The organism is Mesorhizobium sp. M6A.T.Cr.TU.014.01.1.1, assembly GCF_004022765.1.
GTDB lineage: Bacteria > Pseudomonadota > Alphaproteobacteria > Rhizobiales > Rhizobiaceae > Mesorhizobium > Mesorhizobium mediterraneum.
Genome location: NZ_RZPG01000014.1, coordinates 120,926 through 133,485 on the forward strand (window position 1 = coordinate 120,926; position 12,560 = coordinate 133,485).

Consider the following 12,560-nt stretch of genomic DNA (forward strand, 5'->3'; position numbering starts at 1 on the left):
CTAGCTGTCGCGGCCTACCTGCTCCTCGCGAAGCATAGGATCAAACACCTTGGAATGCAGGTATGCGTAAGAGAGGATGTGGAAGGAAATACCGCGCAACAGCCTAAGTTTGCATTTTCGATTGGATGCGGTAGTCGCCTATGAGCGGTCAAAATGAAACGCAGCTGGTTCGCGATCGACCAAACGGCGAGCGCACTGTGCTTTGCTCAGACCGCCACCGAGTGCCTCGCCGTTCCCCCTTTGAAATATGTATCGAACTTGGCCGCGATGGTTCGAACGAAGGGGCGACTTTCAGCCCGTACGACGAAACTGTCGCCATCGAATTCAAGCGCTCGGGCAGGATCGTGGAGGGCGATGGACCTCGAGCGATGAAGGAGCTTCTCGCCGGCTTTGCCGAACCGCTCCACCAGATCGACTGCCGAGAAGGCAAAATCACACATCAGCCGCTCGATTATCCAGCCACGGACGCGATCGTCGTCGGAAAGGGCAACGCCCCGGACGGCAGCCAACCCGCCATCCGCAACCATGCGCCCGTACCCGGCAGTCGAAGCCATGTTCTGCACGTAGCCTTGGCGAAAACGACCGATGGACGAAGGGCCAAGTCCGATCAGTGTCGGGCAGCGATCCTCGGTGTAGCCCTGAAAATTGCGATGCAAAACCCCTGCGCGGGCCGCTATGGCCAGCGCATCGTCGGGCTTCGCGAAATGATCGAGTCCTATTGCCTCATATCCCTTGGCGACAATTGCCCGCGCCGCGAGTTGAGATTGGGCGAAACGCTCGGTGGGACTCGGCAGCCATGCCTCGTCGATCATCGTCTGATGCTTCTTGAACCAGGGCACATGTGCGTAGCCGAACAGAGCCATCCGGTCTGGTTCCAAGGTCAGTGCCTGCGCCACCGTGGAACAGATCGTCTCGCGTGTCTGATTCGGGAGCCCGTAGAGCAGGTCCAGATTGACCGATTCAACGCCCCGCGAACGAACCCCGTCGACGACTGCCTTGGTCTGCAAAAAACTTTGCTCACGATTAATTGCTTTTTGCACTTGCGGATCGAAATCCTGCACGCCGAGGCTCGCCCGCGTTACGCCGATTTGAGCAAGCGCATCAAGGCGCGCCTTGTCCATGTCGTTGGTTCCGATTTCGATGCTGACCGTAGCATCCGGGAGAAGGTCGAAGCTGTCCCGCAAGGCCGCTCCAAGAGCAACCATGTCATCGGGCCTCAGCATCGTTGGCGAACCGCCACCGAAGTGGATTGCACGGACATGTGCCTTGCCGCTCACCAGACCGGCAATCGTGACGATTTAGCATTCAGCGAGCGCAGATAAGCGGCCACCGGCTCATATTGGTGCGTCTGCTTGGTGTGGCAGGCGCAGAACCAGCAGAGCTTGTCGCAGTAAGGAATGTGCAAATACAGCGAGATTTCGTCGCCACTTTCCAGCGCCTCCAACCAGCCACGGTAAATGGCAGCATCGACCCCGGAATGGAAATGCGGCGCCGTCGGATAGCTGGTGTAGCGTGGGACGTTCTCGCTGAGTTTGACAGCTATTTCCGATTGCATCTCGCGTTCACCGTGTTGCCCGCCGAACACTGCACGCATCGCTGAAGCAGACCCTGATCTCGATCAGCCGCGCGCATGGACAAACCGCCGCAGGACTTCTCTACCCTGGATGGGTATCCTGCCGGCAGTTAGGATCGGGTAAAGCGAACGCATGACCTTTCGGCAAGACATTCATACTTCCGGCATTCCTGTTCTTTGCCTCCCTTGCGAGGCACGGCGTCGCGGTGTCTGCGGTGCGCTCGATCCAGACAATTTGGTTGGGCTCGCCAAGACTTGCTCGCGTCGCCGGATCGAGTCAGGAATGGAGTTGACCGGCGAGGCACAGAACGTCGACAGCTACTCGAACGTGCTTTCAGGCGTGGTAAAGCTATCAAAGAGCCTGTCGGATGGGCGCCAGCAGATCGTCGGTCTCCAGTTTGCACCGGATTTTCTGGGACGTCCTTTCAAGGTGGAAAGCTCGATCAATGCGGAAGCGGCAACAGCAGTCACGCTGTGCTCGTTTCCGCGAGCGGCCGTCGAACGGATGATGAAGGCGTCACGGGAATTCGAGCATCGCCTGCTCGAACAGACGCTGAATGAACTCGATGAGGCGCGCGAGTGGATGGTGACGCTGGGGCGCAAGACAGCTCCGGAAAAGGTGGCGAGTTTTCTCCTCATGATGGCCCGGAATATCGATTCCAGTCTCGACGCGGCTTCCAAGTCAGCGTCCTTCGATCTGCCGCTGACGCGTGCCGAAATCTCTGATTTCCTTGGAATTACCAACGAAACCGTGAGCCGCCAACTGACGCGATTGCGGGCTGACGGGGTGATTCGGATTGAGAACGCACGCCATGTGACGGTGGACAGCATAAGCCGTCTGGAGAAGCGCTGTGGCGGCGGACGCGAGCGGCCCTAAGCGGCGAGGCCCATGTCGCATGGCTCCGGGGCGGGCCGTGTTTGCCTTCTAATGCGATCTCGCCGCGCCTTCGAAGAAGCGGCGTCACGGTCGTGACAGCTTTCGGGCTTTGATAGGGACGATGACCAATCGCCAGGTGTATTTCGGCACATACCGGCGAAGCACGGTCCTTAAGCTGCCACGGCTCGGCCGAACGATCGCGTTCGTTTCCAATGGGATTCGAACAACGTTTGGTAGGGCATCGGCAATAGCATCCAACGCGTCGCAGAGCCTCAGCTTTCGCCTCAATCGATCGCGTCTGCGCCCGCCCAACCCAGGGAACGCCTCCCTTGTCCATGAGGGGGTGAGCCCGCGCTGCGTTCCTCGTTCATTCGCCACCTGCTGATTGCGCCGCCGACACAAAATCGTGCGGCCTGACATAGATCAGGGCGAGGGGGCGGCGGCTGCGCAATTAGTGCGCTGCGGATTTGGCATCCACCAGATTCGAGATCGGGATCTGCAATGAAATTCGGCACTGAGATCGTCCTTCTAAGCGTGTTCGCTTTTGCGGCCCTGGTGGCCGCCGGCTTCGGCGTGGATGAACCTTTCCGCCGACATATGTGGGTGTTGTTCTTCGCAGTGGCTGGTTTCACTGCGATCCTGTTGCGCAACACGGAGTTCAAGCCAGCAGCTCCGATCGACCCATCCGCTCACATGGACGGTCCGATCCGCTACGGCGCGATCGCCACCGTGTTCTGGGGTGTCGTCGGCATGCTGGTCGGCGTGGTGATCGCGCTTCAGCTCGCCTATCCCGATCTCAACATCCAGCCCTGGTTCAATTTCGGCCGTTTGCGGCCGCTGCATACATCCGGTGTCGTCTTCGCCTTCGGTGGCAACGCGCTGCTTTGCACGTCTCTGTATGTCGTGCAGCGCACCTGCCGCGCCCGCCTCTTCGGCGGTGATCTCGCCTGGTTCGTCTTCTGGGGCTACCAGCTTTTCATCGTCATGGCCGCGACCGGCTATCTGCTCGGCATCACCGAGGGCCGCGAATACGCCGAACCCGAATGGTATGTGGATGTCTGGCTGACCATCGTCTGGGTCGCTTACCTTATCCTATTCCTTGGCACGATCCTGAAGCGCAAGGAACCGCACATCTACGTCGCCAACTGGTTCTACCTCTCCTTCATCGTGACCATCGCGATGCTGCATGTGGTCAACAACCTGTCGATGCCAGTCTCGTTCCTGGGCTCCAAGAGCTACTCCGCCTTTTCCGGTGTCCAAGATGCGCTGACGCAATGGTGGTACGGCCACAACGCGGTCGGCTTCTTCCTCACCGCCGGCTTTCTCGGCATGATGTATTACTTTGTGCCCAAGCAGGCGAACCGGCCAGTCTATTCGTACCGGCTGTCGATCGTCCATTTCTGGGCGATCATCTTTCTCTACATCTGGGCTGGCCCGCATCACCTGCACTATACCGCCTTGCCCGACTGGGCGCAGACGCTCGGCATGGCGTTCTCGATCATGCTGTGGATGCCGTCATGGGGCGGCATGATCAACGGTCTGATGACGCTGTCCGGCGCCTGGGACAAGCTGCGCACCGATCCGATCATCCGCATGATGGTGATGGCCGTCGCCTTCTATGGCATGTCGACCTTCGAAGGCCCGATCATGGCGATCAGGGCGGTTAATTCGCTGTCGCATTATACCGACTGGACCATCGGCCACGTCCATTCGGGCGCGCTCGGCTGGGTTGGCATGATCTCGTTCGGCGCAATCTACTACATGGTGCCGAAGCTCTGGAACCGTCACCGGCTCTACTCGCTGCGGCTCGTCACCTGGCACTTCTGGCTGGCGACACTCGGGATCGTCGTCTACGCCTCGGTCATGTGGGTGTCAGGCATCATGCAGGGCCTGATGTGGCGTGAATACGACCAGCAGGGCTTCCTGGTCTATTCCTTCGCCGAAACCGTCGCTGCCATGCACCCATACTACGTCATGCGCGCCATCGGTGGGGCCATGTACCTCTCCGGCGCCCTGATCATGGCCTGGAACATCACCATGACCATCCTCGGCCACCAGCGCGAGGAGGAGCCGATGCCGAGCCCCGTCGCCATCCGACCTGCGCGATCAGGAGCCAGGTGATGGGCTTGATGGACAAACACGCAATCATCGAGAAGAACGCCACGCTTCTTCTCGTTGGCTCGCTGCTCGTGGTGACGGTCGGCGGTATCGTCGAGATAGCGCCTCTCTTCTATCTCGACAATACGATCGAGAAGGTGGAAGGGATCCGCCCCTATTCGCCGCTCGAACTTGTCGGGCGCAACATCTATATGCGCGAGGGCTGCTTTCTCTGCCATAGCCAGATGATCAGGCCGTTCCGCGACGAAGTTGAGCGCTATGGCCACTACAGCCTTGCTGCCGAGTCCATGTACGATCACCCCTTCCAGTGGGGATCGAAGCGCACCGGGCCGGATCTCGCCAGGGTTGGCGACCGCTACTCGAATGCATGGCATGTCGCGCATCTTACCGACCCGCGCTCGGTGGTGCCGGAATCGATCATGCCGAGCTATGGGTTCCTGAAAGACACGCCGATCGACGTGAAGGATTTCTCGACGCATCTGATCGCCAACAGGCGTGTAGCCGTCCCTTACACCGATGACATGATCGCGCACGCCAATGCGGATTTGGCGGCGCAGGCCGATCCCAATGCCGACACATCAGGCCTTGAGGCGCGTTACCCCAAAGCCAAGATCGGCGACTTCGACGGCAACCCGCAACAGGTCACCGAAATGGATGCCCTGCTCGCCTACCTGCAGATGCTTGGCACACTGGTCGACTTCAAAAATTACGACGAAGCCGCCGGCTACCGCTGAGGAGAACGCTGATGACCTACAATTTGATGCGGGCGTTTGCCGACAGCTGGGGCCTGGTTGCGATGGCGCTGTTCTTCGTCGGGTGCATCGCCTTTGCCCTACGCCCCGGCAGCCGAAGGCTGGCCGACGAAGCTGCCCGCATTCCGCTCGAGGACGAGTGATCATGAGCGACGAGCACATCGATGAGGTCTCCGGCGTCTCAACCACCGGGCATGAATGGGACGGCATCAGGGAGCTCAACAATCCTCTGCCGCGATGGTGGGTGATTACCTTCTACGTCACCATAGCGTGGGCGCTCGTCTATACGACCGCATACCCGGCATGGCCGATGCTGACCTCGGCAACCAAGGGCATGCTCGGCTATTCAAGCCGTAAGGACGTCAAGAACGACCTTGCCGCGGCCGAGGCCGCCAATGGCAAGTATGTTGCAGCCATCCAGGCAAACAGCGTCTCGGAGATCTTGACTGACGATGACTTGCGCGAATTCGCGGTCGCTGCCGGGGCTGCCGCGTTCAAGGTCAACTGTACGCAATGCCACGGCTCCGGCGCTCAGGGATCGAAGGGCTTTCCCAACCTGAATGACGATGACTGGCTGTGGGGCGGCAGCCCCGACCAGATCCAGCAGACGATCACGCACGGCCTCCGCTTTGCTTCCGATCCGGACACGCGACTGTCAGAAATGCCGGCCTTCGGCGACATCATCGCCGCCGACCAGATCGCACAAGTCAGCGCCTACGTGGCCAGCCTTTCCGGCAAGGTCCGCGATGCAAGTCTGATCCAACCCGGCGCCAAGGTCTTTGCCGAGAACTGCGTCGCCTGTCACGGCGACAATGCAAAAGGCAACAGGGAATTCGGCGCCCCCGACCTGACCGACGCGATCTGGCTTTACGGGTCCGGCGAGACGGCCATCGCCGCCCAGGTTCGTGCGCCAAAGCAGGGTATCATGCCGGCCTGGGTTGGCCGTCTCGGCGAAATCAAGGTCAAGGAACTTGCAGTTTATGTCCATTCGCTTGGCGGCGGAGAATAGGAATGGAAGCCCTATTCTTCGGTCCCCCCTGCCAAGCGGACGAGGCCCGGCGTGAGCCGGGCCTCGACACCATTCCTAATGCGATCTGCACAACCCGCCAAGGCTGTCCTACCGCGAGGCTTTTCGACAGGTGCCCCTGACATTGGCTGGGAAAGTGGAGTTGCACGTGCGTGACAAGACGCAGTTGACACGGCTCGAAACAGAAACTGTCAATTCCGCCAAAACCCGCAAGCCCCTTTATGCCGCGCGTCAAAAGATCTTTCCGAAGCGCGCCTCGGGCAACTTTCGTCGCTTCAAATGGCTGGTGATGACGATCACCCTTGGCATCTATTACCTGGCTGCGTGGCTGCCTTGGGCTCGCGGTCCATTTGCCCCGGACCAGGCCGTGCTGCTCGATGTCGCCAATCGGCGCTTCTACTTCTTCTTCATCGAGATCTGGCCGCAGGAATTCTTCTATGTGGCCGGCCTATTGGTCATGGCCGGCGTTGGACTTTTCCTGATTACCTCGACTGTCGGCCGTGCCTGGTGCGGCTATGCATGTCCGCAGACCGTGTGGGTCGATCTGTTCCTTCTCGTTGAACGTGCGATCGAGGGGGACCGCAACGCCCGAATGAAACTTGACGCTGGTCCCTGGACCGCCCGCAAGCTGATGCTGCGCGTATCGAAGCATGCCGTCTGGCTGGTCATCGCTGCGGCGACCGGCGGCGCCTGGATTTTCTATTTCGCTGATGCACCGACACTTATGGGCGAGCTTTTCACCGGTACGGCCGCACCTGTCGCCTACATCACCATCGCCGTGTTGACGGCGACCACCTACACGTTCGGCGGCCTGATGCGCGAACAGGTCTGCACCTATATGTGCCCATGGCCGCGCATCCAGGCAGCCATGCTCGACGAGAATTCGCTCACCGTCACCTACAATGACTGGCGCGGCGAGCCGCGATCGCGCCACGCCAAGAAGGTGCAAGCCTCGGGGCAGTCCGTCGGCGACTGCGTCGACTGCAATGCCTGCGTCGCGGTCTGCCCAATGGGAATCGACATTCGCGACGGCCAGCAGCTCGAATGCATTACCTGCGCGCTGTGTATCGACGCCTGCGACGGCGTCATGGACAAGCTCGGCAAGGAGCGCGGGCTGATCTCCTACGCGACGCTCTCCGACTACAACGCCAACATGATGCTGGCGACCGCAGGCGGCTCCAGTTCAATCAATCCGTCGCTGGTCAGGACTGCTGTCGGCACCTTCTCCGATCAGGTGGCGCATTTTCACATTCGCAAGATCTTCCGGCCGCGCACCTACATCTACATGGGCCTATGGTCGCTGATCGGGCTGGGCCTGCTCTATTCGCTGCTGACGCGCGATCGGCTCGAACTGAACGTGCTGCATGACCGCAATCCGCAATTCGTCACGCTATCCGATGGCTCCATCCGCAATGGCTATACCGTGAAGCTGCTCAACATGATCCCTGAGCCAAGGACAATCGTCGTCACCATGCAGGGTCTGAAGGGTGCCGACATGGTCGTCGTCGGCGACGACATCCCGGCGGGCCGGTCTTTCGCCATCCCGGTCGAACCCGACCGCCTGAAAACGTTGAAGGTCTTCGTTCGCCAGCCCGCGGACCAGATCCACGCCCCGGCACAGACCTTCAAGTTCCGTGTCGAGGATAAGGCGAGCTTCGAGTCGAACGAATACACCGCCACATTCAACGCGCCAGAGGCCGCCAAATGACCGCCAATGCCCAAAAGCTTCGCGAATTCACCGGCAGGCACATGCTGGCCATCATTCTCACCTTCTTCGGGGTGGTCATCGCCGTCAACCTGACCATGGCCACGCTCGCCAATACGAGCTGGACCGGCCTCGTCGTCGAGAACACCTATGTGGCCAGCCAGCAATTCAACAAGGAGGCCGAGGCCGGCCGCGCCCAAGCAGCGCTCGGTTGGACCGGCAAGCTGACCATCGCATGGGGCGAAGTCCGCTACAGCCTCACCGACGCCGCCGGCAAGCCGGTTCCTCTGCACGGCGTCAAGGTGCTGTTTCGTCATCCCGCCTACGAGAAAGAGGACAAGTCCGTCACGCTCGCCCTCGCCTCCGGCCAGGAGTTCGCCGCCCAGCATATGCCGAAGGACGGCGTCTGGATCGTCGAAGTCGACGCCGATGCCGGCCTGACACGACCCTATCGCGACGTCCGCAGGATTATGATTTCCCATGGAGCGCTGCAATGAGCTGTTGTGCACCGGGCGCTGAAATGGCGCTGGATCTGAACGGCGCCACGTCGGTCCTGCCATCCAGCCAGGAGATCAGGTTGGCGAGCCGATCGCTTGGCGACAATCTTCGGCAGACCGATCTTTCAGTGCCGACGGTTCATTGCGCCGCCTGCATCCAGACGATCGAGGCGGCACTTGGAAAGCTCGATCACGTCGAAAGCGCGCGCGTCAACCTGTCGACGAAGCGGGTCGCGGTCCGGTGGCGAGGAGACGAGGTGCCACCCTTCGTCGCCGCGCTTGGCAGGCTGGGCTACGAGGCGCATCTGTTCACACCCGAGGTCGATGACAAGGACAAGACGCTTGCCGAACTGATCCGCGCCGTCGCTGTTGCCGGCTTTGCGGCGGGCAACATCATGCTGCTTTCGGTCTCTGTCTGGTCCGGCGCCGAAGGTGCTACCCGCGACCTGTTTCACTGGGTCTCGGCGCTGATCGCCATTCCTGCCCTCGCCTTCGCCGGCGGAATCTTCTTCCGTTCGGCCTGGAATGCTTTGCGCCATGGTCGCATGAATATGGACGTGCCCATCGCGGTCGGTGTTTCGCTCGCCTATGCCATGAGCCTCTATGAGACGATCAATCATGGCGACCACGCCTATTTCGACGCGTCGGTATCGCTGCTGTTCTTCCTTTTGATCGGGCGCACGCTGGATCATGTGATGCGGGAGCGTGCCCGGACTGCCGTGAAGGGCCTGTCTCAGCTGGCCGCGCGTGGCGCCATGGTGATGCGCGGCGACGGCGCGCGCGACTATCTGCCGGTCGGCGAGATCGAACCAGGCATGCGGTTGTTGATCGCGGCCGGTGAGAGGATCCCCGTCGACGGCAAGATCATCCAGGGAACGTCGGATCTCGACTGCTCGCTGGCCTCAGGCGAAAGCACGCCGAAAAACGTGGCGCCGGGCGAAGCAGTACAGGCCGGCGTGCTCAACCTTACCGGCCCGCTGACGATTGAGGCGACAGCCGCCGCAAAGGATTCGTTCCTCGCGGAAATGGTCCGGTTGATGGAGGCCGCCGAGGGCGGCCGCGCGCACTATCGCCGTATCGCCGACCGCGTTTCAGCGCTTTATGCCCCAGTGGTCCATCTCACCGCCTTTGTGACATTCCTGGGCTGGATGGCGGCGACCGGCGACTGGCATCGGGCGATGACGATCGCCATCGCCGTTCTCATCATCACATGCCCGTGCGCGCTTGGCCTCGCGGTGCCGATCGTGCAGGTGGTCGCGGCGCGGCGGCTTTTCGAGAGCGGCATCATGGTCAAGGACGGTTCGGCCATGGAGCGCCTCGCGGCGATCGATACTGCCGTGTTCGACAAGACCGGCACGCTCACGCTCGGCCAGCCCCGGCTGGTCAATGCGGACTCGATTGATCCGGCGATGCTGGCAATCGCCGCCGACATGGCTGCGCATTCCCGCCATCCGTTTTCAAAGGCCATAGCCGGTTTTGCCGCTCCTGGCGGGCAGCACAAATTCGATACTGTGACCGAGCATCCCGGGTTTGGAATCGAAGCCACTGACGCGGGAAGCACCTGGCGACTGGGTCGACGCGGATGGGCCGGCTGGAAGGCTCGAACTGGCGGTGAAGGCAAACACGGCTACGGCGGAACGGTCCTGACGAGAAACGGGATGATTGCCGCATCCTTCGTTTTCGAGGATGCGTTGCGCGCCGACGCTGGAGCGGGCATCCAACAGTTGAACGGTGACGGGGTGTCGATCGAAATGCTGTCGGGCGATACCGCCGCAGCCTGCGCCGAAGTGGCAAAGCTGCTGGATATCGACGACTTCGTTCCGTGCCTGCTGCCATCGGGCAAGGTCGAGCGCATCGAGACCCTCGCGAAAGTTGGGCACAAGGTTCTGATGGTTGGCGACGGCCTCAACGATACGCCGGCGCTGAGCGTGGCGCATGTCTCGATCGCACCGGCCACCGCCGTCGACATTGGCCGCAACGCGGCAGACTTCGTCTTCCTGCGCGAAAGCCTCCTGGCGGTGCCGCTCGCCCTGGGCGTCTCGCGCAAGGCAGGACACCTGATCCGGCAGAACATCGCAATCGCAATCGTCTACAATGCGGTGGCAGTACCAATCGCCATCCTCGGGCACGTCACGCCCTTGATAGCGGCCATTGCCATGTCTGCCTCATCGCTGCTTGTTATTGGAAACGCATTGCGCTTGCACGGCTTCATGGCGAATGCGACGGTGCAAGTTATTCAAAAAGTCAGACGCTCCGCAGTCAGCTATTCGGCACAATCCTCGTGACGACCTTACTCTATCTCATACCCGTGGCCCTTTTTCTGGGTGCATTGGGCCTGTCCGGCTTCGTCTGGGCATTGCGAAGCGGTCAATACGAAGATCTCGACGGAGCCGCCGAGCGGATACTAATTGATCGGGACGACAAACCGGAACGCTGATTTCAATCCGCTGTGCATAAGATGCGCGGATCGCGCTCGTCAGTCGAGCCGGCTCGGTCGGGAACAAGCTGTCCATGCTCCATGACCACCTTGACCTAAGCTGCGCACTACATCGATTTGTGAAAAGCCTCTGTCGTGCGAAGGACTGCCTCCCATTGCACCAATATGAGGCGGCTGATGCCACGAAAGTACCTCGCGTGGCCGACGAGAGCTTGGCAATGTGCGCACGGGTTCCAAAGTGGAACGTCGCGATCGATCACCCGACCGAGAACCGACAGTGCCGGTTGGTCATGTCTGGCTGATCCAGATCAGGGTCATACTCATCGGTGTGGTCTATAGACCAGTCTTCGAGGGAGAAATGCATGACTCACGGAAAGTTTGGTCGTCATTATCAGCACCTTCACGGTGCCGGGTTTTTCTGTCGTGTGGTCGGCTATGCCTTGTGCTTACGGCGCAGCCATTTACCTGACCAGGGTCGTGTGTATCTCGCTTGCTGGCTGGCCATCAGCGTGGCTGCGCGGAAACGGGGGCCGATCAACAGCTTTCGCCTTTGATGGGTTGTGTGCGTCGTTCCCGATCCATCCGGATTCCCGGCCCGCGCCTTGAGGCTATGCGACGGCACCGGAACTCAGCGTACGTCACGCGGTTCCGGGCGCGTGGTGTCCGCTCGTCACGACGATCAACGAACAAACGGCTGGAGTGCCATGAAAACCGTTCACATCATCGACTGCCACTACGCGAAAGACTACTACCACGACAAGCACGAGGGACCGATCCTGCAGCAGTTGTTAAAGGCTTTCAACATCCACTCGGACTATCGCATTACTTTGGACCGAAAGCATTTTCGTGAGGCTGTAGTCCAAGCGAACAAGGCGAAGTGCGACGTGCTTCACATCGCTGGGCACGGCAATGGAGACGGGATCGCTTCATCCAGTGGGCGAGGTAGCCTACTTTGGGCTGACTTCGTAGAAATGTTCCAGGGCTCGGATCCAGCGCCGAAGATCCTCGTGATGTCAACGTGCTGCGGAGCATCATCGGGGTTGGGACGTGCGTTTTCGAGATCGACCAACCGTCCGAAGTTGATCATTGGTTCGAGTGACGCGCGCTATTTCGACGACTATGTCGCCGCGTGGGCTTTGCTCTATCGGCGACTGAATTGCAAGGACATCGACATCGAAGCCATGCAGCAGGTTCTTGCGAAGATATGCGCGGTCGTGCATAAAAGTTTCCGCTACCTTGGCTGGGATGACGAGAGAGAGCGCTACGTTCGATACCCTAGCAAGAGAACCCGCTTCGACGTCGTGGAGCGTGAGTAGCTATGCGCACGGGTTCCAAGTCGAATGTGGCCATCGATGCGGCGCGGCCGTGGCTGACCAGCGTCGCGAGTGTCTCGCTTGCTGGCGGCGATCTGCGCGGCTGCGCGGCGAAAGGGCGGGTTCGGTTAGCCGCATCCACCTCTGAGCGGGTTGCGTGCTTCGTTGCCGATCCATGCGAATCCCGCGGCCCAGCGCCTTTAGGCAATGCGGCGGGCACGGAGCTCAGCGGATGTCACTCGGCTCAGTTCCACCGTTACA

10 protein-coding genes and 1 pseudogene are annotated in these 12,560 nt (G+C 60.5%); 10 read left to right on the forward strand and 1 reads right to left on the reverse strand.

Annotated features, from left to right (window positions below; translation table 11 throughout):
- Positions 1-206: 206 nt before the first annotated feature.
- Positions 207-1,555, reverse strand: a pseudogene (gene hemN, locus EN885_RS17495) (oxygen-independent coproporphyrinogen III oxidase).
- A gap of 151 nt (positions 1,556-1,706) precedes the next feature.
- On the opposite strand from hemN, the gene EN885_RS17500 reads away from it, so the two are divergent.
- From EN885_RS17500 to EN885_RS17545, 10 genes are all read left to right on the forward strand, one after another.
- Positions 1,707-2,450 carry a Crp/Fnr family transcriptional regulator gene (locus EN885_RS17500; RefSeq protein ID WP_128242901.1) on the forward strand — a complete coding sequence of 248 codons (744 nt, stop codon included), beginning with the start codon at positions 1,707-1,709 and terminating at the stop codon, positions 2,448-2,450.
- A 501-nt stretch (positions 2,451-2,951) separates the two neighbouring features.
- Entirely contained in the window at positions 2,952-4,571 is a 1,620-nt protein-coding gene (ccoN, locus tag EN885_RS17505) for a cytochrome-c oxidase, cbb3-type subunit I (protein WP_095488538.1), read from the forward strand.
- Complete coding sequence (gene ccoO / locus EN885_RS17510; protein ID WP_128242900.1) at positions 4,571-5,302, forward strand: cytochrome-c oxidase, cbb3-type subunit II; 732 nt, start codon at positions 4,571-4,573, stop codon at positions 5,300-5,302. The genes ccoN and ccoO overlap by 1 nt, the downstream gene beginning before the upstream one ends.
- An 11-nt stretch (positions 5,303-5,313) precedes the next feature.
- The gene (locus EN885_RS17515) at positions 5,314-5,463 is read left to right on the forward strand and encodes a cbb3-type cytochrome c oxidase subunit 3 (protein ID WP_024502864.1); all 150 of its coding nucleotides are present in this window, start codon (positions 5,314-5,316) and stop codon (positions 5,461-5,463) included.
- A gap of 2 nt (positions 5,464-5,465) precedes the next feature.
- Positions 5,466-6,329, forward strand: a complete 864-nt coding sequence (gene ccoP, locus EN885_RS17520) for a cytochrome-c oxidase, cbb3-type subunit III (RefSeq protein ID WP_095488536.1) — start codon at positions 5,466-5,468, stop codon at positions 6,327-6,329.
- A gap of 166 nt (positions 6,330-6,495) precedes the next feature.
- On the forward strand, positions 6,496-8,055 hold the full coding sequence (gene ccoG, locus EN885_RS17525) for a cytochrome c oxidase accessory protein CcoG (RefSeq protein WP_095488560.1): 1,560 nt from the start codon (positions 6,496-6,498) through the stop codon (positions 8,053-8,055).
- A complete protein-coding gene (locus tag EN885_RS17530; RefSeq protein WP_095488535.1) occupies positions 8,052-8,549 on the forward strand; it encodes a FixH family protein in 498 nt (165 codons plus the stop codon). Before ccoG ends, EN885_RS17530 begins: the two co-directional genes overlap by 4 nt.
- Complete coding sequence (locus EN885_RS17535) at positions 8,546-10,834, forward strand: cation-translocating P-type ATPase (RefSeq protein WP_095488534.1); 2,289 nt, start codon at positions 8,546-8,548, stop codon at positions 10,832-10,834. Before EN885_RS17530 ends, EN885_RS17535 begins: the two co-directional genes overlap by 4 nt.
- A complete protein-coding gene (ccoS, locus tag EN885_RS17540; RefSeq protein WP_095488533.1) occupies positions 10,831-10,986 on the forward strand; it encodes a cbb3-type cytochrome oxidase assembly protein CcoS in 156 nt (51 codons plus the stop codon). The genes EN885_RS17535 and ccoS overlap by 4 nt, the downstream gene beginning before the upstream one ends.
- Positions 10,987-11,690: 704 nt before the next feature.
- The gene (locus EN885_RS17545) at positions 11,691-12,302 is read left to right on the forward strand and encodes a hypothetical protein (protein WP_095488532.1); all 612 of its coding nucleotides are present in this window, start codon (positions 11,691-11,693) and stop codon (positions 12,300-12,302) included.
- Positions 12,303-12,560 lie beyond the last annotated feature (258 nt).